This window comes from Enterobacter sp. JUb54 (assembly GCF_014298075.1).
Classification (GTDB): Bacteria; Pseudomonadota; Gammaproteobacteria; order Enterobacterales; family Enterobacteriaceae; genus Klebsiella; species Klebsiella lignicola.
On record NZ_CP060418.1, the window covers coordinates 4,878,452 to 4,904,912 of the forward strand.

Annotated in this window: 26 protein-coding genes; 6 read left to right on the forward strand and 20 right to left on the reverse strand. The window is 49.7% G+C overall.

Translation table 11 applies throughout. The annotated features are described in order from the left end of the window. Positions 1–101: 101 nt before the first annotated feature. From HF679_RS22650 to HF679_RS22700, 11 genes are all read right to left on the reverse strand, one after another. Positions 102–1,364: a PTS galactitol transporter subunit IIC gene (locus HF679_RS22650; RefSeq protein ID WP_001546979.1), complete on the reverse strand. Its 1,263-nt coding sequence runs from the start codon at positions 1,362–1,364 to the stop codon at positions 102–104. An 88-nt stretch (positions 1,365–1,452) separates the two neighbouring features. Next, positions 1,453–2,448 carry a 2-hydroxyacid dehydrogenase gene (locus HF679_RS22655; protein ID WP_032681811.1) on the reverse strand — a complete coding sequence of 332 codons (996 nt, stop codon included), beginning with the start codon at positions 2,446–2,448 and terminating at the stop codon, positions 1,453–1,455. A gap of 16 nt (positions 2,449–2,464) precedes the next feature. After that, on the reverse strand, positions 2,465–3,226 hold the full coding sequence (locus HF679_RS22660) for an SDR family NAD(P)-dependent oxidoreductase (protein ID WP_059356766.1): 762 nt from the start codon (positions 3,224–3,226) through the stop codon (positions 2,465–2,467). Between the two features lie 11 nt (positions 3,227–3,237). Further along, on the reverse strand, positions 3,238–4,776 hold the full coding sequence (locus HF679_RS22665) for an FGGY-family carbohydrate kinase (RefSeq protein WP_032681807.1): 1,539 nt from the start codon (positions 4,774–4,776) through the stop codon (positions 3,238–3,240). 20 nt (positions 4,777–4,796) lie between these two features. Next, positions 4,797–5,348, reverse strand: coding sequence for a glycerol-3-phosphate responsive antiterminator (locus HF679_RS22670; protein ID WP_000479583.1), 552 nt, complete (start codon positions 5,346–5,348; stop codon positions 4,797–4,799). 14 nt (positions 5,349–5,362) lie between these two features. After that, positions 5,363–6,154, reverse strand: coding sequence for a class I fructose-bisphosphate aldolase (locus HF679_RS22675; protein WP_032681805.1), 792 nt, complete (start codon positions 6,152–6,154; stop codon positions 5,363–5,365). 388 nt (positions 6,155–6,542) lie between these two features. Further along, positions 6,543–6,935, reverse strand: coding sequence for a VOC family protein (locus HF679_RS22680; protein ID WP_032681803.1), 393 nt, complete (start codon positions 6,933–6,935; stop codon positions 6,543–6,545). A gap of 24 nt (positions 6,936–6,959) precedes the next feature. Then, positions 6,960–8,216, reverse strand: coding sequence for an MFS transporter (locus HF679_RS22685; RefSeq protein ID WP_187043079.1), 1,257 nt, complete (start codon positions 8,214–8,216; stop codon positions 6,960–6,962). Positions 8,217–8,254: 38 nt separating this feature from the next. Next, complete coding sequence (locus tag HF679_RS22690) at positions 8,255–8,827, reverse strand: DUF1349 domain-containing protein (RefSeq protein ID WP_187043080.1); 573 nt, start codon at positions 8,825–8,827, stop codon at positions 8,255–8,257. A gap of 40 nt (positions 8,828–8,867) precedes the next feature. Next, a complete protein-coding gene (locus HF679_RS22695; RefSeq protein WP_155553964.1) occupies positions 8,868–9,686 on the reverse strand; it encodes a GNAT family N-acetyltransferase in 819 nt (272 codons plus the stop codon). 61 nt (positions 9,687–9,747) lie between these two features. Continuing rightward, positions 9,748–10,182, reverse strand: coding sequence for a VOC family protein (locus tag HF679_RS22700; protein WP_059356762.1), 435 nt, complete (start codon positions 10,180–10,182; stop codon positions 9,748–9,750). A gap of 959 nt (positions 10,183–11,141) precedes the next feature. Between HF679_RS22700 and HF679_RS22705 the strand changes: the two genes are divergently transcribed. Continuing rightward, entirely contained in the window at positions 11,142–11,750 is a 609-nt protein-coding gene (locus tag HF679_RS22705) for a DUF1062 domain-containing protein (RefSeq protein WP_187042387.1), read from the forward strand. A 137-nt stretch (positions 11,751–11,887) separates the two neighbouring features. Next, the gene (locus HF679_RS22710; protein ID WP_180236874.1) at positions 11,888–12,415 is read left to right on the forward strand and encodes a YbaK/EbsC family protein; all 528 of its coding nucleotides are present in this window, start codon (positions 11,888–11,890) and stop codon (positions 12,413–12,415) included. On the opposite strand, the gene HF679_RS22715 is transcribed toward HF679_RS22710, so the two are convergent. Beyond that, a complete protein-coding gene (locus HF679_RS22715) occupies positions 12,386–12,592 on the reverse strand; it encodes a helix-turn-helix transcriptional regulator (RefSeq protein ID WP_023227810.1) in 207 nt (68 codons plus the stop codon). The two genes, HF679_RS22710 and HF679_RS22715, sit on opposite strands and share 30 nt — an antisense overlap. 107 nt (positions 12,593–12,699) lie before the next feature. Continuing rightward, positions 12,700–13,278, reverse strand: coding sequence for an inovirus-type Gp2 protein (locus tag HF679_RS22720; RefSeq protein ID WP_187042388.1), 579 nt, complete (start codon positions 13,276–13,278; stop codon positions 12,700–12,702). 428 nt (positions 13,279–13,706) lie between these two features. Between HF679_RS22720 and HF679_RS22725 the strand changes: the two genes are divergently transcribed. After that, positions 13,707–14,624, forward strand: coding sequence for a hypothetical protein (locus HF679_RS22725; protein ID WP_187042389.1), 918 nt, complete (start codon positions 13,707–13,709; stop codon positions 14,622–14,624). A 398-nt stretch (positions 14,625–15,022) separates the two neighbouring features. On the opposite strand, the gene tal is transcribed toward HF679_RS22725, so the two are convergent. The 5 genes from tal to ptsP all read right to left on the reverse strand — a co-directional run bounded on the left by tal (position 15,023) and on the right by ptsP (position 21,474). Further along, complete coding sequence (gene tal, locus HF679_RS22730) at positions 15,023–15,973, reverse strand: transaldolase (protein ID WP_187042390.1); 951 nt, start codon at positions 15,971–15,973, stop codon at positions 15,023–15,025. Between the two features lie 70 nt (positions 15,974–16,043). After that, complete coding sequence (locus HF679_RS22735; protein ID WP_187042391.1) at positions 16,044–17,297, reverse strand: class II D-tagatose-bisphosphate aldolase non-catalytic subunit; 1,254 nt, start codon at positions 17,295–17,297, stop codon at positions 16,044–16,046. A gap of 9 nt (positions 17,298–17,306) precedes the next feature. Beyond that, entirely contained in the window at positions 17,307–18,410 is a 1,104-nt protein-coding gene (locus tag HF679_RS22740) for a PTS fructose transporter subunit IIC (RefSeq protein ID WP_187042392.1), read from the reverse strand. A 171-nt stretch (positions 18,411–18,581) separates the two neighbouring features. Further along, positions 18,582–18,902, reverse strand: coding sequence for a PTS fructose transporter subunit IIB (locus HF679_RS22745; RefSeq protein WP_187042393.1), 321 nt, complete (start codon positions 18,900–18,902; stop codon positions 18,582–18,584). 61 nt (positions 18,903–18,963) lie between these two features. Next, on the reverse strand, positions 18,964–21,474 hold the full coding sequence (gene ptsP / locus HF679_RS22750; RefSeq protein ID WP_187042394.1) for a phosphoenolpyruvate--protein phosphotransferase: 2,511 nt from the start codon (positions 21,472–21,474) through the stop codon (positions 18,964–18,966). Between the two features lie 299 nt (positions 21,475–21,773). Between ptsP and HF679_RS22755 the strand changes: the two genes are divergently transcribed. Genes HF679_RS22755 through HF679_RS22765 form a run of 3 tightly spaced genes read left to right on the forward strand, consistent with a single transcriptional unit; the run spans position 21,774 to position 25,233 of the window. Further along, positions 21,774–22,451 carry an HAD-IA family hydrolase gene (locus HF679_RS22755; protein ID WP_187042395.1) on the forward strand — a complete coding sequence of 226 codons (678 nt, stop codon included), beginning with the start codon at positions 21,774–21,776 and terminating at the stop codon, positions 22,449–22,451. Further along, positions 22,441–24,435 carry a transketolase gene (gene tkt, locus HF679_RS22760; protein ID WP_187042396.1) on the forward strand — a complete coding sequence of 665 codons (1,995 nt, stop codon included), beginning with the start codon at positions 22,441–22,443 and terminating at the stop codon, positions 24,433–24,435. Before HF679_RS22755 ends, tkt begins: the two co-directional genes overlap by 11 nt. A gap of 48 nt (positions 24,436–24,483) precedes the next feature. Beyond that, positions 24,484–25,233: a phosphatase gene (locus tag HF679_RS22765; protein ID WP_187042397.1), complete on the forward strand. Its 750-nt coding sequence runs from the start codon at positions 24,484–24,486 to the stop codon at positions 25,231–25,233. Here HF679_RS22765 and HF679_RS22770 read toward each other — a convergent pair. After that, entirely contained in the window at positions 25,220–25,606 is a 387-nt protein-coding gene (locus HF679_RS22770; RefSeq protein WP_261802971.1) for a PTS fructose transporter subunit IIB, read from the reverse strand. The two genes, HF679_RS22765 and HF679_RS22770, sit on opposite strands and share 14 nt — an antisense overlap. Beyond that, the gene (locus tag HF679_RS22775; RefSeq protein WP_187042398.1) at positions 25,603–26,460 is read right to left on the reverse strand and encodes a helix-turn-helix domain-containing protein; all 858 of its coding nucleotides are present in this window, start codon (positions 26,458–26,460) and stop codon (positions 25,603–25,605) included. Before HF679_RS22775 ends, HF679_RS22770 begins: the two co-directional genes overlap by 4 nt. Position 26,461: the final 1 nt, after the last annotated feature.

The following is a 26,461-nucleotide window of genomic DNA, read 5'->3' on the forward strand; positions in this document are numbered from 1 at the left end:
AATGCTCTGGTTGATATGTCATTCAGTTGAAGATTTTTCTGAAATGTTTAAAAAGAAACAGAGGGCAGGGGATTGCCCTCTGTTTGTGTTGTGACTCTGAATTAAGGCGCAGTACTGAAAAACTCCCCAAACTTCACTGCCAGCCAGCCAACCGGTGTGGTCGCCCCCCCGACAATATTGGTAATTTCAGACATTCCCTCCGGCACCGGAATGTTGGAGTTAACCGCCGCCTGAGTGTATTCCTTAGAAATGTCCGTTCCGACGTACAAAATGCAGCTGACGATCAGCGTGCCGCTAATGAACATGCGGAACATATTGCGTTTACAGAATGGCGTGACCATCGCCAGCAGGAACATCAATGAAGCGAGGTCGACAAATGGCAGAACGCGGTTACCGGGCAGAATGATAGACAGCACTACGGCCATCGGGATCAACAGCAGTCCGGTGGCCAGGACTGAAGGTTCGCCAATCAATAACGCGGTATCCATGCCGATATAAAAGTCACGGTCAGGGAATTTGGCCTTCAATTTTGCTTCTGCGGCATCACGGACGATAAGCAATCCCTGCACCAGTATTTCAATCATTTTTGGCAACAGCAGCATCGCCGCGGAGACCTTGATTGCCAGCGAAACGGCAGCTGAAACGTCATACCCGGCAAGGAATGCCAGCAGCAATCCCAGTACGAAACCCAGCGTTAACGGCTCACCAAATACACCGAACTTTTTATTAATGCTTTCCGGATCAAAATTAATTTTATTGATAAGCGGAATCTTATCAATAATGTAATTACAGGCTATGCCAAAGGGGACGTAGGCTATACAGGTAAGGTGAGGGAAAGAAATCCCTTTTAGATTATAATTTTTTTGTAAATACGGGGCGGTTAAATCTGCTGCCAGTAACGTTAAGACAAAAATACCAAATGTTATGCCAACAGAAAGCCAGTAGTTACCGGTTCCGGCATACACGACCGAGCCCATGATCAGGAATATCCAGTAGTTGAAGATATCGATATTCACCGTTTTGGTTAATTTGAGCAGTAGCATGGCCAGATTGATGACAATAAAACCGACCACGACAGGCAGCATCAGCGGAGAGCCCCAGCCAATCGTTGAAGCGGTCGGCCACCCGGTGTCGACGACATTCAGTTGCAGGCCGATGCGCTCGACCATTGCCTGTGATGCAGGGCCAATGTTCGTCAGCAGCAGGCCAATTACCAGGCCGACGCCTTCGAACCCAATACCGACCAGCATCCCCGCTTTAAATGCCGTACCGATTTTTACCCCAAAGCAAAGTGCGATAATAAAGAATATTACTGGCATCATGACTGATGCCCCCAGACTAATAATGCTGTTGATAATATCCATAATGATTCCTTAACAAGGCGGCCGAATTGGGCGCGAGCGAAGCCGAGCCCAATGGGCTGTATAAAAACCTTAAAGGTCTTTTTTATATTTAACTGAGTTTCTTCAGCAAGATCTCAGCAAATAGTTTGGGTGAATTACTGAAGGCGTCGAGCGTACTGCCCGCAATATGCGGGGTGATGGTGACGTTATTCAGTAAATAAAACGCGCTGTCGTCAGGTAACGGCTCATCGTCGAAAGTATCCAGCGCCGCCCCCATGATTTTTCCGGTCTGTAGAGCGTCAATCAGATCGCGTTCATTGATTAGCCCGGAGCGCGCGGTATTAACAATAATGGCGCTGCTTTTCATTAACCCGAAATGGTGTGCGTTGATCAGGTTTTCGGTTTCCGGCGTCATACGGGCATGGAGTGAGACAACGTCAGCCCGTGTTACCAGCTCGTCAAGGGTATCGACTTTCTCATAGCGTTCGTGGCCGGAGACGTACTTATCATAAAAGATAATTTCCGTGCCGAAGGCGCTAAGAAAACCCGCGACGAGTTGAGCAATATGACCCAGGCCAACCAGACCGACAACCTTACCGCCAAGCTCTGGAATAGCCTGATGATTCGGGCTGTCTTTACGCCAGAACTTATCGCGTAACGCATCATGAGAACGGGCAATATTGCGCATTTCGGCCAGCATCATCCCGACCGTAAATTCCGCCACGCTGCGGGCATTGCGCCCCGGCGTGTTCATTACCTCAATTCCCCGGGCCAGTGCGACCTGCTGGTTGACGTTTTCAACGCCCCCTCGCAATACCCCGATGTATTTGAGCTTTGGCAGTTTATCCAGCACTGCCGTATTGACCGGAGCAAACTGGGTTATCAGGATTTCAACGTCGTCAGCACCCTCGAGTAAGGCTGCGGGTAACGTAACCGCTTCTGCGCCTTCCTGCTCGACCCGCAGATTATCCTCCTGCAATTTTTCGATCGAATCATGCGACCATTCACGAACTTCAACGTCGATACCTTTATCCCTGAGCGCATTAAGACCTGCTTCCATCATCGCTTTGTTGATAAAAAGATCGGCAATTGCCAGACATTTCATAGTGATTCTCCATAGATTAACGCATCAACATACCGCCGGTGACATCCACAGTTGCTCCCGTCATATAGCTGGTTTTAGGAGAAACCATGAAGACCCCGATGTCGGCAATTTCATTTGGCTGAGCTACCCGACCTACTGGAATCCGGCTGACGTAATAGGCTGGGTCCTGTTCAATATTTTTACGGATCATCGCGGTGTCCATAATCCCGACAGCGATGTTGTTCACGTTGATATTTTGTTTTGCTACCTCTCTTGCCAGCGAGATAGAGAAAGCTACCAGGCCCGCTTTACTGGCCGCGTAATGGGCATGGCCGGTTGTGGATCCATGGAATGCAGCCTGTGAGGTAATATTCAAAATGCTGCCTGCCTGATCTTGTTGCAGGCAGTGATTCACAAACAATTGGCTTAAATGGAATACCGCTTTCAGGTTCACATTCATTACCAAGTCCCAGTCTTGTGGGGTTATCTCGGTAACGTAACCACTGAGCCAGATACCGGCGTTATTGACCAGAATGTCGGCCTTTCCCATCTGCTCAATGCAGGCCGCAAAGAGATGCTCCCGGCTTTTCTCATCGGCAAGATCGGTTTTCACCGCAATAATTTTGACGTCAGTGGTGGATTTCACCTGTTCAATCAGTAATTCCGGGCACTCTTCATCACGCAGGTACGTGAAACAGATATTGACGCCTTCTTTAGCCAGGGAAAGGACAAATTCCCGGCCAAGCCCCGTGGCTCCACCGGTGACGATGGCTGTGCGGTGTTTCAGATTTAGATCCATTCATTCCTCACTTAATGCGTGATGTAGTTACTGCAGCTTTTCCATGGGGACTGCATTTCAGATAACAGGTTTTTGTAGAGCTGATATTTGTCCTGGTACACTTGCTGATGGGCCGGATTCGGCGTCACGGTACGCGCGACGCGCACCATTTCATTGGACGCGGCGAAGACATCATCAAACCAGCCAATCATGACAGCGGCTGTCATTGCGGTTCCGAGTGTGCCGTGCTCTTTAACATCGACAATCTCAAGCGTGCACTGGAAGATATCGGCAAAGACCTGTAGCCAGACCGGCGAGTTGGTGACCCCCCCAGCAATTCGTATGGTGCGACTCAAATCCGGATTGATGTTTCGTAAACGTTCGGTGTGATAGAGATGGCTGAACGCCACACCTTCGTAAATCGCGCGCAGGAAATGCGCTTTTTTATGGAAACTGTTCACCCCAATAAAGCCTGCTGAGGCATCGGGAATGGTGTTAGAGCCAAATACGAAAGGAAAGAACAGCAGATGGCTTTCTTCTGGCGTCGTGGATAAGACCAGCGAGTTACACAACTCATAGACGGAAGATCCCTGAGCAGCAGCGGTTTCCCGGTCGTTCTCCATGAAATTATTGATAAACCATTCAAGATTGCTGGCAGAGGTCGGGCTGGCTTCGGTTATCAGCCATTTACCGTCGATCGGGTAAATCGACGTCATAAACAGATCTTTGTCGATAACCGGATGGTCAGTCACATATTCATTGATGCTCCAGGTTCCGGTGATGATAGCCAGCTTATTGAGGGTATTAATCCCGGAGGCGACAGACGAGGCGGAAATGTCGAACACGCCGCCAGAGACGGGGGTGCCTGCGCATAAGCCTGTCTGACGGGCGACTTCATCGGTTATCCGACCGCAGCAGTCCGTGGACAGTTTGACGGGGGGCAATTTCGCGCGCAGGTCAGCAAGCCCCCACCATGCCAGTAGTTCATCGTCATACTTGCGGTCACGTACGTTAATCAGGTTGGTCCCGGAGAGGTCAGTAAGCTCAAGATAAGCCTCTCCGGTCAGGTAGAAGCGGATCAGGTCTTTTACCATAAAAATGGTATGTGCTTTCTGCAGCACCTCCGGCTCGTTATCCTTCAGCCAAGCCAGCAGAGCAATGGGTTGTCCGGCCCAGATTGACTGCATGGTTTTAGGCAGGATGTCGGTCAAAAACTCGGGTGAGTTTTGCCACTTTTCTACGTACTCTTTTGCCCGACTGTCGGTTGAGATAATGCCGTTGCGGACCGGGTTGCCAGCTTCATCTACCAGATACAAACCGTTCCCATGTCCGGTGACGGCGATTCCTTTGATTTTACTGGCGTCGATCCCTGATTGCTCAATCGCTTTTTTGATGACCTCGATGTTAGCCGCCCACAGCTCGGTAATATCGCGTTCGGTATGAAATTCCCTGGGTGTCAGCATCTGGGTGGATTTTGACGCGATAGAAACCACGCTGCCGTTGCGATCGTAGATAGCCGCCTTAGTGACTGTCCCGCCATTATCGATACCCATTACATATTCATCTTTCATTACCGTGGACTCCTTATTGGTTACCATAAACCCGGCTCGCTGGTGGTTATTCCTTTAAACCCGGCATGGAATATTTTATCTACAAGGTATTTCCGCTTTACAAAGCCTCCGGCGATGAATATCACGTCAAAGCCATTTAAGTTTCGGCTAATCAATTCCAGGCACTGGCAGGCATATTCAGCAGGTAAGATTTCTATTGCATCCGGCGGGTTATGTTTAACGATGTCGATAGACTGATCCAGCGATCGAGAATCGATAAGTAACACCCGAAAAATAGTCAATAACCCCTCTTTTTTTGCATAGCGCAGGGCGGAGAGATTGGAAGAAATAACACCATCAACTTTATAATAACTTTTCAGTAAATTGATCCCAGCCTGATCGGGTTTAAACCCGCCGAGTAACTCCAGATGGACCAGAACCTTCTTACCACTTTGATGACATTTGCCTATCAGTGATTGCAGATTGCCGATATTGGCCTCTGACAACAGAACATATTCCGATGCACAGGATAATGCCTTGTCAAAATGCTTATACTTTCTAACTGAAGGAATGATGGTGTTATTTAAAAACATATTAGTATCCGATGTTATTTAGCCATATAGAGGCTGTATGCTTCTTCCGCAGAGGCATTTTCGTGGACGATAGCATTCAGGCCTGCGACCACTCTGTCTGGTCGCGGGTCCTGAGTGATATTTCGACCCACTGCCACCCCTTTAGCCCCAACCTGCATACAGTGCAGAACAAACTTGAAGTAACCATCAATGCCGGTTTTTGGGCCCCCAAGTGCAAGGACGGGAACGCCTGCCGCTTCGACGATCAAGCGGTCTTCCGCTGTACCTGTAAAACGTGTTTTGATGACATCGGCCCCCAGTTCCACTGCGGCGCGAGCCGAGGCGGCGATAATTGCCGGGTTGTTCGAGTCGTCGCTGGTCACGGGGTAGCCATAGGGAAGTGATTCGACAATTAGCGGCACGTTCCAGCGGTCTGCGGCCTGTGCCAGTTGCATTGCCATGATGTGCGTTTTTTCTTCGTTGAAGGCACCCGGGAAGGTCATGCAGACGACACCTTCAGCGCCGACTTTTAATGCATCTTCAACGGTAAACATCGGGGTAGTATCGGGAACGGTATTATCAAAAATACTGACTGTACTATCGACGCGTAATACAACAGGAACCGAATTTAATGGCTCACGAAAATTTTTCAGCATGCCGTACGTGACCAACGCACAATCCAGCCCTTGCTCAACCAATGCCGGCAGTTGGTTTATCGTATTATCAATACCATTTGTTTTCGTGGAAAAATAGTAACCATCCAGCGCTAATGTCACTGATTTACCATCTTTTGCAAAAATCTTTGAGAGACGGCGTTCTTTAGACATTTATTTACTCCTTAACAAGATAAAAAAACAAAAAAAGCCCTCAGAGACTCACGTCTCTGAGGGCTTTCTATTCACATACCCTTGCGATAATGGTTCAGAAATCTAAATCATTATCAGTTAATTTGTTTTGCAATTTGAGAGGGGTTTAAACTTTGTTTATATTTAAATCCGTTCTCTTGCGTGCTTAAATAACTAACATGCTCAGGATTAGCTTGTCTAGTTTGAGTGCCAAAATTGAGAAGCTGATCACGTCAATTTTTTATTTTTGTAAAAATCAACGGGGCAACGATTTTAAACAACCAGTTGAAATCGAACAATTAATGATTCTTTCGAAAGATCGCTAGTGGTTGAGACATTTTAGCCCTGCAGGTCTTCGATATCACATCCGTTACTCCACCAAATCGTAGAACACAAACGCCAGTTTATTACCATCCGGATCGCGTACATAGGCACTATAGAACCCGTCACCGTACTGGGGGCGATATCCCGGCCCCCCTTCATTCGTACCGCCAAGCGACAGAGCGAGAGTGTGCGCCTGCTGTACCTGTTCTACGGACACAGCATTCAATGCCACCATGGTCCCATTACCCACGGACGCCGGTTGTTTATCAAATGGTCGGCCCACGCAAAGGCCAGTCGTGGTATTCGCACTAAATGTGCCCCAGGACGCGCCTTCTTCATTCCGGCCTGCCTTTGGATACCCAAGCAATTCCATCAACGGATCGTAGAATTGGATGGCGCGTGGCAGATCGCTAGTACCCAGCATCACGTAAGAAAACATAACCCCTCCTTACTTACATTTGTATTATTGTTCCTGACAGCCTGCCGGTGATACTGACTGGCTCTGATGCTGCCCACGTAGTTTAAGCAGGCGGGCAACTGATATGATGACGGCTATACCGGCCAGCAGCGCCGCGCCGTGGATAGCAATCCTGCCGCCGGCATGGAAGTAAACCCAGCGGGTTATTTCAATGCTAAGGGCAATTATGCCGAGCGCCAGAATATTTAGCGTGGCAGAAACGGTGCCCTTTGGCAGGTTATGAGAAAAGAGCGTGAAGCGAAACAGCACCGGATAGAGCAGTCCAATACCCAGGGCATAAAAGCTCGTTCCCAGTACTGACCATAGCCAGACGTGTGGCCATAGCAGATTGCCGACCAGTAAAGTCAGCAAGCCAGCAAGCTGTATCGGGACAGTCCCCCAGATAAAACGCGGTGAAGTCGGGTCTTTGATAAAATTCGCTACGATCGCACTGGCGATAATGATCCCACTAAACACGGGCACCTGTGTCCAGGCATAGGTTCCGGGAGACATACCCCCGTGCTCAATCAGGATCACGGGTGAGAGCGCCACCCAGGTGATGATGGGCAGGTTGCCAAAAGCAACTGCCAGTGAGCCGGTCAGCACCAAGGGATGGCGAAATGCCGCAATGAAATCTGACAGTACTTCACCCGGTTTGAATTCTCTTCCCTGAGATATAACTGTTTCCGGCATTTTGTACAGTAGTAAGAACCATGCTACCAGACCAAACACACCGATGATGGCAAAGAGCAGTTTCCAGTGAATGAACGCCATCAGCGCAGCGCCGGCCACAGGCCCGATAACTGGGGCGAGCAGAACAATAGATGTCAGCGCAGCCATGATCCTGATGGAATCCATTTCACCAAACGCCTCCTGAATTGAGACGTAACCCACGGTTGAGATAAAACAGATGCTGGTGCCCTGAATAAAGCGGGCGACGAAGTATTGTTCGATCGAGGTGACAAACAGCATGCTCAGGCTGGCAAGGGAAAAGATCATTGCGCCAGTGAGCAGGACAGGGCGGCGGCCAATCCGATCGGAAAGTGGCCCCAGGAGCCACTGTAGCGCCAGTCCGCCTGCCATATACAAACTGACTGATGCTGGAGCCAGCGTCACATCCGCCTGTAGCTCATTTATAATGTTAATGACGCCCGGCTGAATAAGGTCCGTTGTCAGGTAGGCTGAAAAATCGTAGATGATCATCGCCAGTGGAAATAATAGAAAGCTGCCATATCTGCTAAGACGTCCTGAAAATGGCTTCATAAACGGGTTCTCCGTTTTCTGTAATCCTTTGATTTTAATCAACTCAGATCGTGCAGTTCTTTATCCATCGCAGGAGTCAGTCTGAGATCAAGAAATTCTACCTCCAACCCCTGGCGTTGAGGTGTACAACACATGACGCCCGTTTTTACTGGGCCCGTGGGAAAATGACATAAGCGAAGTAATGGCCAGTGCTGTCCATCTGAGGAATACTGCAATCGTAACGCATCTTTCTTACGGGTCAGACGCAGCCAGAATTCCTTCGGATCCCCAGGAAAGAGTCCTGTGGCCCAGTCCGAATTTCCCCGCGTGAGTACACTCCCGATTGCAGGTGCTCCATCGTTAAATTCGATGCCAGCTTTGAGCCAGTGCTGTTCGTCAGAGAGCATCATAATTCCGGCCTGGTCATAGAGTGTGGTGAAGTCTGCGCGGATCCTGACCTGAAAAGTAAAATCACCTGTTACATCAGTAGCGTAGATGTGGCCGGTAAAACGCTCAAACCCGTACCAGGTACGGCACCAGAAATCAGTATACTCATCTGTGATTACCGACAGGGCGTTATTTTCGTAGCACCATACGGCGGGCTCATTGATCCATTCAAACCTGCAACTCATCATTGTTCTCCTGTCATGCGGAACGCAGCATAACGATAGTTTAAAATGTCAGTTCCATTTCAAACTGGCATAACGGTTCAGCCTGATAACCCGCCGCAGTAAATAATGGTGCCAGCGTTTCTGGGATCGCGGCTGATGTACCTATGCCAGGCCATCTGGCATTGATTTTCTTAAGCATTGTTTTAGCCCGTCCCTGGTAACGATACACCGGTTCCACAAACAAACAGCGGAGCTGAGGTTGTCCCATGAACTCCGCGACAGCACACCATGCATGTTCGTTATCCCTGAGGATGTCGCAGGGAATAGACAAGAGCTGCAGGGGACTGGCCAGCCAGGGAAGATCATCATCTGGTGCAGACCAGACGGTACGCAGGAAGTCATCAACAGACTTGGATTCCATAGCCCCTGAAGATATTTCCAGATGAGACTGTGGATCTCCCCGGTATTTGCACAGATGTCGGCGAACCTGAAAACCGAGCGCGTGATAGAGAGCGATGGCCCGGGTATTTTCGCGCATCACTTCCAGCCTCACGCTGGAAAACTTTTTCTCTTTTAAGGAGGTAAACAGAGGAGTAAGCATCTGTTTTGCCAGTCCCTGGCTCCGGTACTCGGGTAACACACCAAATGCGGCCAGACGCGCTTTGTCCATTCTGCGGGTTACGATGGCTATTGCCGCCGGGTTATCATTGACCAGCCAGACAAACGAGTCTTCAAGACTGAGTCCTTCGGAAATGAAACGTAAGGCAAATATTTCTGGTGGCAACGCAAACGGTGTCAATGATTCACTAAAGCTGTCTGCAAGAATACGGCTCAACTCCGTAATGCTGCATTCAAGGGCTGATACCGGAATAACGGTCATAGATAAAGCTCTCCATTGCGGTTACCGGGAGCTACAGGGGGAAAATATGCTCCCTGTTTTCTCAGACAGTGAAGCTGATTTCTACAGAGCGGGCACTGCGATCACCCTCACCATGGTAAACAGCTTCGATGTTGTTACCGTCCGGATCCAGAACAAAAGCGGCATAGTATCCGGGATGATAGGTTCGTTCGGCAGGTGCGCCGTTATCACGTCCGCCATGATTTAGTGCTGCATGGTAAAACGCGTTCACCGATTCACGGTCTGTGGCCTGAAAGGCCAGATGGTGCCGTCCTGTAGGCACCCCGCCAGACTCCGAACTTTTTACGGACGAAATGACCAGTTCGTCAGCCCAGATATAATCGTCATCGGTGATAACCACGGGGATCTTAAGTTCCGCCAGAACAGCAGTGTAAAACGCTTTGCTTGCGTCAAAGTTGTTTACCACGAGCTGGATATGGTCGATAAGTCTGCCACGATGTAGCGTATAGTTATCCATGATTCATTTCCTTTTTCAGACTCCGTCAGTCAGGTCTATGCCTGTGAAACTCAACAGATGCACAACTCTACGTAATGCTTGTGTTGTTGAAAAAAAGTACGTTAAGTTTTGTGCGCTGCACCCGACAGGTATCAGAAAATCATTCCAGATTTGGTCTTGTACAGGAATTGCTATTCGCTTATGACCAGGCTCTCAATTGCCAGTTGAAAGATAAATAGCAGGGATGAGATAAGAGCAAGCCATTTTACGGGGCGTAGTTTACGTTCAGGTATAGAGAGCGTGTGGAGTATGGCATGACGCTTCATTTTATTTAGTGGCATGCTGCCTCCTGAAAAAGAGCCGCCTGCTCAGGCTGCTAAACAATGAAAAAAGAATCATTCCACAAGCAAGGCACTTACGAGCAAGGTTAGTTGCCCTGGTGCTAACGTAACGGTTAAGGCGGTAAGAACAAGCCACTAGCGGCTAAACGTTTTCCTTCCGGGTTGACAGTTTCCTGCTTGAGAGCTGTTCGTTTGTTAGCCAGAACAGGTTAACGAATAAAATCATTATATCCATACTAAATAAATGGTTGTTTAGCGTTTATTTAAATAATGCCATTCGAATAATACGCACTCAAATAATAAACAATGTGGGACTATCCAGTACTGCTAATTGACAGGCGCTCATGTGAACTGGAGAGATAATTGCTTCTGATGAGCCATCAATGCAATTACATCCCGGTCAGGGGATTCCCGGGTTTAAGTAGCGTGATTAACCACCATAAATATTGATTGAACTCATTTACCCGATTAGCGCCATTTTGATAGTCTCGACTTATCTCGTTGACTATCTATAGGATTTTTGCGTTGGAAATCTTTTTTTAACCCACTGAAAAATATCTCTTAAATATTTTTCATACATAAACATTCATGGTCCGTTCAGTACGGATCCGGTTTTGTATGGGTTAAAAAAGGTACGTTATGAAAGTTACATGGACCGTCACGCCTGTGGAGTATCAGCGCATCGCGAAACGATGCCCTTCTTGCAAGATTAAACGGGACTTCACGCCGTCAGGTGCATTTCGGGTTAATTCGCAAAAGAAGGTGCTGGACGTGTGGAGTATCTATAAATGCACACACTGCGATTACACCTGGAATATCTCCCTGTTTACGCGTTTGCACGTCAGCAAAATTGACCGCGAACTGCATCACCGATTGATGATGAACGATGCAGCCACGGTTCTACATTTTGCCTATGACACAACTACGCTGAAGCGAAATAATGCCGAGATCTCGGGTCGGCCTGACTTTCGCATTCAGGAGCAGTGGTTGGCCAGTTTTTCTCCCGGCAAACGGGTCAAGGTTAGCGTCAGGATTTCCCGTTCTTTTCAGGTCAGCTTGCTGTCGATTTTGCACAAGCAGCTCATGCTGAGCACCGGCGAAATCAAGAGACACGTTGAGTCAGGGAAAATAAGGGGTATCACGATGAAAATGCTTAAATCGCGAAAGCTGAAGGCTGCGGAATATGAATTCCAGCTGTCTGCGGAAACGCTGTTCGCCCGGCGCAAGATAGTTCTGACACATCGTTAAAAGTAAGAAGCTCATCCTGAGGTCGGTTGTGCCAGTAGGGTAATGGCTTAACAGAAGGACAGATTCAAGATGAGCTTCAGGTGAATTACATTGCCTGTGATATAAGCTAAAGGCAGTGATGAAACTTAGGGGGAAATATGAATGAGCATGCGGTTCTGAAATTGCTTAATGAGCTGGATATATCTTTTCAGTACATATCACATCCGGAAGTGAAGACGGCCGCTGACCATGCGAGTTTTGCTGCGGGTTTTCCGGCACAGTTGCTGAAGAACCTGTTGCTGAAAAATAGTTCTGGTAAGCATTTCTACCTGTATATTCTTGATGGCAATAAAAAGGCAGATCTTCGCGAGCTAGCGCTCCAGCTTAATGAATCGCGTCTGTCTTTCGCTAAACCAGACGAGTTAATAGAAATACTCGGTGTGGAACCTGGCGGGGTTACGCCTTTCGCTATTGCACATAACAAGGAGAGGGATATCCGAATTGTTATCGATTCTTCTGTATCAGCGAGTCGTTCACTGGGCTTTCATCCTCTGATCAACACCGCTTCGGTTTGTATTTCTAAAAAAGACTTATTGCGGCTACTGACATATTTCGGTTATTCCCCTGTTGATGTCCAGACCGATAGCGTGCTCTTGCTACTCGCGCGAACAACGGATGCGTTCTAATAGCCAGTCTTCGACTTCACTCTGTCGCCAGCGGGAGCTGCGACCCAGCTTAATTGGCTTCGGGAATAGGCCATCTTTAATCAGCTTGTAGAACCACTTATCTGTCAGCCCCGTTAGCTTCGTGATGAACCGCATATCCACCAGTTGGTCATCAAGCAAAGAAATTTGTTCTGTCATGATGCTGTCTTCCATTGTGGGATAATTCTGAGCTGGTGGTTGATTGCTCGTTACCACCAGCCCTTCCACATCAATGGATTGATACGTAAAAAAGTGCAGAACGTGAGTTACAGCGTGCGAGGACGCCCCAGTCCGCTGGGCGGCGGTACCTCACTGGCTCCGTAGTAATAGTGACCGTGCTTTTGCTCTTCTTTGGCAAGGTAGCTGATGATGTAGCGCAGGTTATCAATGGCTTCGGTATCATCGTAGTTCACCGGTCTATCAATACTGACTTCATAAGAGGGTTTGTATTCGCAGCGGTTGTAATAGCCTTCTCCTTGCGTTATTTCACGCCATATTGTTCCTGCTCGCTCTGCTATTGGGTAGGTAGCCTGGTTAAGGTGCCTGTCGAGATAGAACACGATATGGGCATGGCATCCGTGGTCTGCAGAACTCTCCAGCACCCAGAAATACCCTGCCAGATTTGTGTGCTGCAGGGTGCGTTCAACCAGCATGCGCACCTCTCGCTCGGTTTCATTCCAGGAATGACGTTTATAGCGCTCTGTACCTTTCTGATAGAACAGGTCGAGTCTGAGTGCCTGTATTCGGGAGTACCGGTTCAGTAGCTGATTCAGGTGGTCATTGAGTAGAGACAGTAGAAACCAGTTCATCGTGTATCTGGAATTGAAAGGGTAAGGTGTGTGCATTGATTTATCCTTTGTCAGGTGGAGTGCAAAGGATTGGGATGAGATGTAATTTTTAAGAGAAGTGGGGATATGGCAGATACAGGGAACAGTGTATTCAGGGGAATACAGGCAGGGTTAATGATTGGGGGAAGGAGCTGTGAACATAGTGGTATTGAAACAGGGAGTACCCCTTAATTATACTAAAAACCCAAATGTTCATATCATTCTGTTTGTAGTGGTTTTGAATGATTCTAATGAGATGAACAGATGAGGATCGTTGAGTGAAAACCACAGGAATAATGCAGTAAAATGTCAGGGTGTTATCACAATAAAATCAGGAGGATATCAGTAAAAAATCAGTGATCACTCAGTCTGTGACCCGCCTCCCTCTACCTAAAAGGTGCTCATGCTAACCTGTGTTCGGGAGCCAGAAGCAGAGGGAAGAGACGATGTTGCATTACGATATGATCCGTTACGAGATAATGTACCTAAAAACACTGGATAGGCTTTTCAATAAAGATCACTCACTGTTGTGTAGTATTTACGATGCGCCGGCTCAGTATCGAAGTTTGATCACTCAAATACTTGAACGGCGTTTTCTTGGCGATCAGGACAGAATCAAAGTTGCGCGGAAAACACTTAAAGAATGGGCTGACCTACAACTGATTGATAAAGATTATTTTGATTGTTTCAAAGGTACACCAAGAGCATCGTGGTTTGCTCACCATTATATTTTTGAATACCCAGTATTACCTGCAGGGCTGACACTTGGTGGGTTGGGGAATGACGTCGGTTGTTTAGGTGGTTTTAATTCTCTTTTACTGGACGATAATATCTTCACAAATTTTGATCCCTCTAATTTGAATATCGACCTGGGCGATATAGATTGGGACCTGATAACAGATCCACAGGCCACAGCTTCGAAAAAACCGAAACGCGTTTTCTCCCGATTTTATCTGAACGCGGGAGCAAGTACCGATCTTTACAACCCCACTCCGGTAACTGAGCGTGAACTCATCAATGGTGTGATGAGGTACATTGATGACGCTCCCTGTACCCTTGGGAAAAAGATCTCTTATTTTAAAAAGCTGCATGAACGCTGGCTTGAGCAATATGATTTTTTTCTGACAGATTTTGACTGGATGTCACGTGATGATGAAACTCAGTTAGTATATCTCTGGGACTATCTCAAAGGAAAAGGACGAATAGCGGGCTATCTTCGCCCTTATAATACGTCTATGCGTTATGACATGATTATTGCGGCTATAGATGTGTGGAACGTCCAACCTGAAGAGAAGCTGGAGTTTATTGAGAAGATGAAACATGCCTGGCAGTCATCAAAATCTTATCGGCGATCTGCTAAATAGCTTTGTGACCCCAGTAGTTTCTTCGTCTGATTGCTCAGTGTAGTTATGAATCAGAGTCGACTCAGAGTCCTCTTATAATTTCCCTCTTAGCCCGTTACATACAGAGCGCATACTCGTGAAAAATTACCGTGGCGAGGTATGGAGGTTGCTAGTCTATTGGAGCGCCAATCTCTGGCTCGGAGCATACAAGCCAACTGAACTGAAGGTGGCGCTGTGAGCGAAGAGCAGAAGTTTGATTGACAACCTAAAGGTCGATCACGATATCAACATTATCTGGCGGGTGATAAAAAAGTGTATGAAACTAATACGGGCATGCTTACGAAGAAAACCCCAGTAATTATACTGGGGTCGCCTGATTATGCTACCTGACCACAGTAGGCTATCAACCCTCAAGAAAGCTAAAGGTACTGTGCCAGCAATGTTTCCAGTTTATTCTGATCAATGGCGAAAAGGCGGATGCCTTCGGCCAACTTCTCCACAGCCATTGCGTCCTGATTGTGTGACCAGTAGAACTCCACTTCGCTGATGGTTTCTGGCTTAGACTGAATCTCTCCGGAGTAGTCCAATGGAGTCGGTACGACAGCATCACTCTGTTGAAGTTGTGCAAGAAGTGATGGTGAAACAGTCAGGCGGTCACAGCCGTTCAAAGCCAAGACCTGTTCCGGTGTGCGGAAACTTGCTCCCATCACCACCGTCTGGTAGCCATACATCTTGTAGAAACGGTAGATGTTGCGTACCGATTCCACACCCGGGTCGTTATCTACGGTATAGACAGTATCGGGGTTATTTTTCTTGTACCAATCGTAAATGCGTCCAACGAATGGGGAGATTAAAAATACGCCTGCATCGGCGCAGGCGCGAGCCTGCGCGAAGGAGAAAAGCAGAGTCAGGTTGCAGCGAATCCCTTCTTTTTCCAGTACTTCAGCAGCGCGAATACCCTGCCAGGTGGCGGCAAGCTTAATCAATACGCGTTCTTTGCCTACACCTTGTTCGGCGTACAGCGCAATCAGCTCGCGCGCTTTGCGAATGCTGGCATCGGTATCAAACGACAGGCGAGCATCAACCTCGGTGGAAATACGTCCTGGTACACTTTTCAGAATCAACGCCCCGATCCCCACAGCCAGATGATCGGCAATGGTGGAGGGAAGTAGTTCCTTTCCGGCATAGCGCGATTTTAGCGCTGCGACGGTCTCTTTAATCAGATTCTGATACTGCGCTAGTTGTGCCGCTTTATACATAAGAGAAGGGTTCGTCGTGGCATCTTCGGGCTGATAGACAATGATGCTATCAATATCCCCGCTGTCAGCGACAATAATGGTGCGCTGCTTTAATTGTTCAAGCTGATTCATAACCTGTACCTGTCTTTATTCAGTGCGGGAAATAATAAGGAGGGGCCCTCTCCCTATTATTTATTGTCTATTATTTTGCTTGTGCTACACGGGTTGTCAGACCCGGCATATTAAAGCACTCTGCTTCGTTCTGAATCATGTCTTTAATTTTGTTCACTACGTAACGTTCTGGCTCAACGCCGAACGATTTCAGGTTGGCGAACATCCTCTGCATCTCTTTAACCACCGCCGGTTTTTCGTAGTTATAGTGACCGCTAAGCTCAAGAATTTCCTTCAGCAGCGCGGGCTCGCTGAAGATCTGCTCTTCAGATTTATTTTTATGCTCGTCGGTCATCCATTTTTCCCACTTGTGGCTCAGCACGCACTCGCGGGTCAGCACGGTTTTTAAATCTGATGCCGATTTAATAAAGCCTTTTGCCGACAGATCTTTTTCCACTTCCGCGAGCTTCAGATAGGCGCGGGTTTCAATGGTGCCGTACGCTGGGGCGACGTTCATGGCAGTGATCCCCAGGCCCGGATGCTTAAGCAGGATTTCATCTGGCAGGTAGTCGCCGTTGTGTTCTTTCAGACCCACACCGTAGCGAGTACTGATAGCTGACAGCTCCGCCGACTGCGTGTCGTTGAAGTGGCCAACGTTTTTGGTCAGGCGGGTCAGGGTACCGGTCTGGCCGACGATAAACAGCGGCTGCGGCAATCCTTCGTCGTTCAGACGCTTGTTCAGTTCAATGATAAAGCCTTCGTAGGCGCTGATATCGGTCAGGCCGCCATTTGTTTCTTCGGTACCAACTTCGTAGAAGAATTCTTTCAGGTTGTTCTGCTTACGGTACTCTTCGCAGAAGCGAATAAGCTCAACAGTACGGCTTAATACCAGTTCAATATCAATCACTTTCCCCATGACGTACGGGTCTTTGGTTGGGTCGATATGCAACAGATCGAATCCGGCATCCATATCAATCTGGTAGGAGCGGCGCGCCAGTTCCATCGCCTGTGCTTCCGGAATGTGGTCTTTACGTTCTTTATCACGCTGCCACGGGCCACCGTGGTCACGGCAGAGGAAGTAATCACCGTCGAAGCCGACTTTATCGGCCATTGCTTTCAGGTCGGCGGCGAAGCGGAACTGATCCCAGTTATTGACGTAGCCTGCACCAAATTCATCGGCATCAACTTGATTGCGGCTGGCAATAAACATCAGCGGCAGATCTTTTTCTTTACCTAACTCAAAACATGCCTGAATAAGCGCCGGAGACATTGGGCCAATACCCAGCATCGTGGACTTACCACCTTTAACGATATAATCAACGTACTGCTTCATGGTGTTTTTCATGACAACTCCTTAGACTTTATTCATATCTGAAGTGACACTTTTTTTAGCGTCGGCTTTCTTTACCGGCTCGCTAATATTTGGACGTAGAACATGCAGGCAGATGGCGGTAACAATGACGCCGATAGCCATATCCAGGACGTACCACAGCGGGGCTTTATTGACGCCCGCGATGGCGATTAACCCGCCGTGCGGCACCATTGACTCCACGCCGTGAACCATCGCCAGGCCAGCACCGACAGCGCTGCCGATAATGATCGAAGGCAAAACGGTCTTAAGATTTTTCACAGCGAAAGGAATTGCGCCTTCGGTGATCCCGATGAGGCCCATAAAGGCGGCGGAGGTGCCCATGCGTCGTTCATCCTCGGCCCATTTACGCTGAGAAATGAAGGTAGAGAGGGCGATGCCCAGCGGTGGAATCGCGCAGGCAATACGGTAGGCACCGTTCGGGCCATAAATCCCTTCGGCCATCAATGCCAGGGTGAAGGCGGTCGCGGTTTTGTTGACCGGGCCGCCCATATCGAAGGCCGCCATGGCGCCGAGGATCAGCCCCAGAACAATGCCGCTGCTGCCCTGCATATTGGAGAGCATGGAGACCAGCCATTTCATGGCAGCGCCAATTGGCCCAATTAGAACGTACAAGTAGAGCATGCCGACGATGCAGGTTGAGACGATAGGAATTATCATGATTGGCATGACCGGCATCAGCGCCTTACCAACCTTCCAGGTTTTAACCCATTTCGCGACATAGCCGCTGAGGATACCGAGCAGCATTGCCCCGAGGAATCCTGTTACCACATGATCGGCACCCAGCTGTGTGCTGGCCATAAAGCCAGTAATCACCCCCGGCGTTAGCCCCGGTTTACCGGCGATGGAGTAGGCGATATAGGCGGCCAATACCGGGATCATCATTGCGAGACCCGCGCTCCCGATAGCGCCCAGATTCAGTAAGAATGGGTTAGTGACCACCATCCCTTTGCCCGCGACCGGCTCACCGCCGACCAGCGACAGCGCCAGGCAGATCCCGCCAACTACCACAACCGGCATCATGTATGACACACCGGTGCTGAACGCTTTAACCAGCTCATCCTTTACGGCTTTCATATTTTCCGACATTTTCAATCCTCCTGGTTCCCGCTATTTTTTATTAGGTGCGTGCCAGATTCAGGGTGTCGCAATCCCCCAGATGTTAATGTCTGGTAAGAAAAATAACGGGCTCGCAGAAATTAAATTACGTTTTGTTTCCCTTCCCGGATGCCGAAATAACTCCAGGAAAGGTCGCTTAAATTAACTCGCCAGCTTTTCTGCTTTATCAATAATCGCCGCAGGGTTGCGCACGACCTCGGCAGGGTTGAGTGATATCACCAGCCCGGCATCTTCTTTTTCTTCAAAGCGCTCAACGCCTTCGATGCCGATAGCAATGGCCAGAATAACCACATCGGCCTCGGCAATCTCGTCTTCGCTTAATTCGTTCTCAATACCCATGCCGCCCTGGGTTTCGACCTTCACATCGTAACCGCGTTTTTTACACTCTTGCTCAATGGCTTCCTGAGCCATATAGGTATGGGCAACACCGGTAATACATGCTGCAACTCCGACAATTTTCATTAGTGACTCCTGATTTTTTATTTTATCTATCTATTAAAATTTTTAATTCATGACCATGAAGTTATACATCTAAGGTTCTGGTCATCAGGTTGTAGAGTACATCGACGCTATCGGCATTTTTTATTTCATTGCGGAATTCCTCTTTCATTAATTTACGGGCGAGGGTGGAGAAATATTTCATATGCGCACCAGGATCGGCAGACTTGCTGACCGTAAGCATAAAGACGGTTTCAACCAGTTGGTCGCCCCAGGTTATTGGCGTTTCCAGTGTCGCCATACTGATGGTCGAATCGGTAATGTGGTCAGATTTGGTATGCGGAATGGCAAAACCGTAGCCGACGGCGGTAGAGAAGGAGTCTTCGCGTGTCCAGATATCGTCACACAGGCGCTCCCTGCTGTCGGTGCGATGGTGCAGCCACAGGTTGTCGGTCATTTTCTTGATGGCTTCGTTTTTGTCCCGGGCATCAAGATTGAAAATAATAAATTCCGGCGCGAGAATCGGTTTCTGGCTTTTTGCCTTCACCGATGGGGCCTGAAGTGCGGCTTTCACCGCGGCGGAGTGAGTCAGCGCGAGAGCATCCAGTGCCAACTGCTGACATTGAGTAAAGTTTAGCTCACGCAAAGTGTGCTTCACACCTGGAATGGCGGTTCCGCTCATGCTGAGTTCGTCGAACCCCATGCCGGTGAGTAGTGGCAGGAAATCTTTGCTGGCCCCCAATTCACCGCACAGGCCAATCCATTTCCCGACTCGGTGCACTTCATTGATGGCGAATTGCAGCGCGCGCAGGAAGGACGAGGCGTAGTTGTCATAGACGTTCGCCACCTGCGAATTTCCACGGTCGGCGGCAAAAAAGTACTGCGTCAGGTCATTGCTGCCGACGCTAAAGAAATCGGCGTATTCGGCCATTTCAGGAATCGCAAAGATAACGGACGGCACCTCCAACATGACGCCGAGCGAGATGGCGTCGTTGAACGGCAATCCCTCCTCGCGCATTGTCTGCTTAACTGATTCCAGCACCTCACGACACCAGATAATCTCTTCCACGCTGGCAATCATTGGGATCATGACCTTCGCGTCGCCAATTGCAGAGGCGGTGAGAATGGCCTTGAGCTGCATAGCAAACAGCTCGCGATAGCGCGGATAGGTACGTACCGCGCGATAGCCAAGGAACGGGTTCTCTTCGTCACCGAGATTCAGGTAATCGACGGGTTTATCGCCGCCGATATCAAAGGTGCGGAAAATGACCGGCTTACCGTCGGCGCAGGCCATTACGCGAGTATAAAGGTCGGCCAACTCGGCGTAGTCAGGCGGCGTTTCGCGGTCCATAAATGACATTTCGGTACGGAACAGCCCAATCCCCTCGGCGCCGTTATTAAACGCGGCCTCGGCTTCCTCGAAACTGGCGATATTGGCAGCAATCTCCAGACGATGGCCGTCGGCAGTTACCGCTGACTGGTGGACGTTACTCAGCATCTGCTGTTGCATCGTGTGCTGTACTGCCATTTCGTTACGGTAATAACGCAGGACCTGCTCATCAGGTGCCGTGACTAAGATAGCTGGGTCGCCGTCGATAATAATGTTCTGCTGTAGTTGTAGATTGAGCGTGGAAAAATCGATATCGGTCAGCGTTGGGATGCCCAGCGAGCGGGCAAGGATCGCGGTATGTGATGTTTTTCCGGTGGCGGTAAGAACCATGCCTGCGAGCATCTGTTTATTAATGCTGAGGAACTTACTCGGCGTTAGGCTATCAGCAAAAATAATAGATGGTGCATTAAGTTCGAGGCCATTTTGCGGGAGAGCATGCTCACCATAGACGGTAGTCAGAAGTTGACTGGTAATATCCAGAACGTCCAGAACTCTTTCCTTTATATATTTGCTGGAAGAGCGGCTAAGTATCTCACAGAAATCCATTGCCGCTAATACGATGGCCCGCCAGCTATTTTCACCGTTATCAATAAAGTGAACTATCGCTTCCTGGAAGGCGCTGTCTGTAATAATCGATAGATGCGCCTGGATAATATCGTGCTCGACGCCGACTTTTCTTTCCAGGACATCCAGTTTGGCCTGTTTTAATGTTTCAATACCGGCCTTCAGCGTCTGCTTTTCCTCAGCGGTTGCTTGGGTTTTCATGGGGGCGAGTGCCATGATGTCGTCAAAGTTCAGGCTCTTCACAACCACTGGTCGGGCAATCGCCACGCCGCCGCTGATACGCGATCCCTGAATAAAACTCAACTGAGTTTCGCGCAGGGAACGGGGAAAATAGCCAGCCTGATCCAGCGTTTCTTCTTCTGAAGTAATCTCAAACTGCGGGAGTTTTTTCAGCAACGCGGAGAGCTCAGCCGCTGCGGTGTGGGCGTCTTTGCCGCTAAGGGTGATTTCGCAATCGTCGTTCAGCAACGTATCGGTGGCGACGAGAGAGAGTGCACTTTTGGCGCTGCCCTGTAATCCGGTACGGATATTCTTCCAGCACACCTCAGACTGGAATGCGTTACAAAGGCGCTCAATATGTCCTGCCGGTCTGGCATGGATACCTTCCTTGAGCTCACACTGATAGGTAATCAATTCCGACATAACCACTCCCAAAACTTTTCGCTAATGCGGGTTAATTTTGTTTTGCAGAACCTTGCCTGCATTTCATGAGTATATCGTTGACCGTTTGGGGTGCATTTTGAATAGAAAAAAAGTGACGTTTTCTTGAAAAAAATAGCCTGGTATTTATTTTGTGACCCTGATCATAAAAATCATCTCGAATAAAAGAAAATAAAATGGTGATAACAAAATTACTATAGAAACCACTTTATTTATATTTATTATGCACTGTTGTTTGCGATAAAAATAAATAATGTTGCAGGTTAAAGGTGGCGGTAAATATGCATTTTCGTGGACTGCTTTTTGATTTAGACGGTACGCTGGTGAATTCACTGGATTTTGTTGAGGCCTCCTGGAGCGCCTGGGCGGTGCGTAAGGGATTCAGTGTACAGGCGGTACGCCATTATCTGCACGGCAAACCGGCGGTTAGCACGCTGCGCCATTTTATGCCGGATGCAAGTGATGTGGTTATTGAGCAGGAGTTCCTGGCGCTTGAAGCGTATGAAGCTAGCCATGCGGAAGGCATAACGCCGGTGTCCGGCGCCGCGTCGTTTCTCCAGTCACTCAATATGCTGAACGTACCCTGGGCAATTGTGACTTCGGGGTCACTAAAAGTCGCCTCGGCGCGTATTCACCACGCGGGGCTGCCTTTCCCCAACGTGCTGGTCACCAGCGAAGATATTACGCGGGGCAAGCCTGAACCGGAGCCATTTTTGTTGGGGGCACAGCGCCTGAACATTCCCGCGACCCACTGTGTGGCGTTTGAGGATTCTTACGCTGGGCTACTGTCGGCACAGGCGGCACAAAGCGTGGTGGTAGAGGTGCTTACGCCGCAGTCAGTTACCCACGATATCGATACTTTCGCCGCCATTCCGCACTACCAGAATCTATCCGTCAGTCATAAAGGCGGGGCCGAATTTTTCCTTAGAATTGAAAATGGAGCAGGTAATGATCGCTAAAAAAACGCTGGCGAATGCAATTCGCTTTCTTAGCATTGATGCGGTGCAGCAGGCGAAATCGGGTCACCCTGGGGCGCCGATGGGGATGGCCGATATTGCGGAAGTGTTGTGGCGGGACTTCCTCAACCACAACCCAGTCAACCCCGGTTGGGCTAACCGCGACCGCTTTATATTATCGAATGGTCATGGATCGATGCTTATCTACAGCTTGCTGCATCTGACGGGTTACGATCTACCGTTAAGCGAGCTAAAAAAATTCCGTCAGCTGCACTCGAAAACACCGGGGCACCCGGAAGTCGGCTACACCGCAGGTGTTGAAACCACCACTGGCCCGCTGGGGCAAGGCATTGCCAACGCCGTGGGGATGGCCGTCGCCGAGAAAACCCTGGCGGCGCAGTTTAATCGTCCCGGCCATGAGGTGATTGACCACTTCACCTACGTCTTTATGGGTGATGGCTGCATGATGGAAGGTATTTCACACGAAGCCTGTTCGCTCGCTGGGACGCTTAAATTGGGTAAACTGGTGGCGTTCTATGACGATAACGGGATCTCGATTGACGGTCATGTAGAAGGCTGGTTCACCGATGACACCGCTCGGCGTTTTGAAGCCTACGGCTGGCATGTTGTGCGTGATATCGATGGACACGATGCCGAGGCGATACATCGCGCCGTAGAGGCCGCCCGCACGGTGGCCGATAAACCCTCTTTGCTGATGTGTAAAACGGTGATTGGCTTTGGCTCACCGAACAAAGCGGGCACCCATGATGTCCACGGAGCGCCGCTTGGCGAGGCAGAAATTGCCGCCACCCGCGAAGCGCTGAACTGGCCCTATGCACCGTTTGAAATTCCCTCTGAAATTTATGCGCACTGGAATGCTAAAGAAGCAGGTGAAGCTAAAGAGTCCCAGTGGCAGCAAAAATTTGCCGCCTATGCGCAGGCTTTCCCAGAGTCGGCAGCCGAACTGACTCGGCGTCTGAACGGCGACCTTCCCGCAGAGTTCCATGCAAAATCGCAGGCCTTTATTGAGCGCCTGCAGTTCAAACCGGCGAAGATTGCCAGCCGTAAAGCGTCGCAAAATGCGATTGAGGCCTTCGGCCCGCTGCTGCCGGAATTTCTTGGCGGTTCGGCAGATTTAGCCCCCAGCAATCTGACGCAATGGTCCGGCTCGAAAGCCATCAATGAAGATAGCGACGGTAACTATATTCACTATGGCGTTCGTGAGTTTGGCATGACGGCTATTGCTAACGGCATTGCGCTGCACGGTGGTTTTCTACCCTATACCTCCACGTTCCTGATGTTCGTCGAGTATGCCCGTAATGCAGTGCGTATGGCGGCGCTGATGAAGCAGCGCCACGTGATGGTTTATACCCACGATTCGATTGGTCTGGGGGAGGATGGCCCAACGCATCAGCCTGTTGAACAGATTGCCTTACTGCGCCTGACGCCGAACCTCAGCGTGTGGCGGCCATGCTGCCAGGTCGAAACCGCCGTGGCGTGGAAACAGGGTGTGGAATGCACTGACGGGCCGACGGCGCTGATCCTCTCACGGCAGAACTTGACCCAACCGGAGCGTACCTGGCAGCAAATTCAGGATATTGCGCGGGGTGGTTACGTGCTGAAGAGTTGTGAGGGTGAGCCGCAGGTGATTCTGATTGCTACCGGATCGGAGGTGGAGTTGACCGTAACTGCCTGGAAGCAGTTGACCGCCGAGGGCGTCCGTGCTCGTGTGGTATCGATGCCCTGTACCGACCGCTTTGATAAACAGGATGCCGCCTATCGCGAATCGGTGCTGCCAGCCACGGTGGCAGCGCGTGTCGCGGTCGAAGCCGGTATCACCGACTACTGGTTTAAATATACCGGGTTGGGTGGGGCGATTATCGGCATGCACGGCTTTGGTGAATCGGCGCCCGCAGAACAGCTGTATGAAGCCTTTGGTATCACCACTGAGGCCGTGGTACGTCAGGCCAAAGCGTTGCTGGCGTAATCACTCAGGCCCTCGCGTGTGGGGGCCGCTTTTCACCGAGGAGGAGTAATGTTCAACGTCGATTTGCATCTGCATACCGTGGCGAGCACCCATGCCTACAGCACCGTTCACGATTATCTCGCCGCCGCCGTGCGTAAAGGTATACGGTTGATTGCCATTACCGACCATGGCCCGGAAATGGTTGATGCGCCTCATGCATTTCACTTTAACAATATGCGTATTCTGCCAAGAGTGGTTGAGGGCGTGGGCCTGCTGCGCGGTATTGAAGCCAATATTAAAGTCAACGGCGAAACCGACTGTAGCGATAAAATGCGTAGCACGCTGGATCTTATTATCGCCGGTTTCCATAAGCAGGTTTTTGCCCCCGCAGACGTGGTGGCCAACACCGAAGCGATGATTGCGGCTATCGCCAGCGGTAAGGTGCATATCATTAGCCATCCGGGCAACCCGGAATACCCGATTGATATTCCTGCTGTCGTTGCTGCCGCTCGTGAATACGATGTGGCGCTGGAGGTGAACAACGCATCGTTTCTGCATGCTCGACGGGGTAGTGAGAGTAACTGCCGCAAAATTGTGGCGGCGGTGCACGAAGGAGGCGGCTTGCTGTCGCTGGGAACGGATTCGCACAGCGCCTTTACATTGGGTGACTTCAGCGCCTGTCAGCATCTGTTGGCGGAGATTGAGTTTCCTGAGGAGCGGATATTAAACGGCTCGCCGCAGCGGGTCCTGGAATTTCTTGAACGGCGCGGCGGTGAACCTATTGTAGAGCTCAATACGCTGTACGCTACAGCTCGATAATGTTGCCTCGTGGCAAGTTCAGCGACTTGCGAATGGCAGAAATCACTTCAGTGGGTTTGAGCAGCAGTGAGTTTATGCAGACGTTGAGAATGCGGCAGCCATCGAAGCGCGTCGGGTTATCGATGGTGATATCGGAGGCAATGATGGCGAGTTCAGCTTCAAGTAAGTCCTTTTCGGTTATCTCGTTTTTAAGTCCCAGCACGCCCTGGGTCTCGATTTTGATCGAGAAGTGATAGGTTTTTGCCAGTTTTTCCAACTGCTCGGCGGCCATGTAGGTATGCGCCACGCCGGTTGCGCAGGCAGTTACCGCCACGATATGCAGATGGCGATCACTGGAAAAGGGCTGCACGTCATCTTTCGCGGTACGGGTCATGATAAGCTTGCTCCCTTGTTCTTACGCCGGTACTCAAGTGGCGTACAATCGTTGATGTCCCGGAACACTTTGCAAAAATAGTTTGTATCGGTGAAACCGCACTTCTCTGCGACCTCATTAATCTTCATGGTGGTGTTGGTTAGCAGCGTTTTTGACCGCGAGATCCGGGCAAGCTTCAGGTACTCATTAAACTTCACGTCTGATTCGCGGGAAAACAGGCGCGAAAGGTAACCGGGGGAAATATTAAAGGCCTCTGCAACACTTTCTCGACTGATCTCCATATGGTAGTGGCTATCAATATGGCTTTTTATGCCGTCCAGTAGCGAGAAGGGCCCCCTCGGGTTATTCATCCCTTCGGCCACCTGGTAAAGCAGATCGTTAAGCAGGGCGTAGACGATGTGCGCGAAGGTCTCGCTGGTTTTATCTTGCGCCCATGCCATCGATTCTGCCAGCTCGAGCAACCGGTCTCGTACCGTACTGCTGGAGTGTTGCAGGTTGAATTTCTCCACCTCTTTAAACTGTGTACCATCCCAGTTGCTGATGCTAAAGCCAACATCCTGCTTCCAGAACACAATTGACATGCAGATAACCGGGCTTTCCCATTGCGGTGAATTCCAGCTATTAGCAGGTATGTAAGTGATAGTGCCGACCGAGCGCTCGCACTTGATTACTCGGTCACTGCCTTTAGGCAGCAGCATGCTCAGCCCCCCTTTTACCGTGACCTCAATGCGCGGAACGTGCAGATAGTAAGCCATTGCTGGAGGCTGTGCGTTGCCGTTGGCGACCAGCACGCTTTCGCTGGTAGAGCTTTGTGCGCTGAACTCGCTCAAAATTGACTGGATAAACGCGGGCATT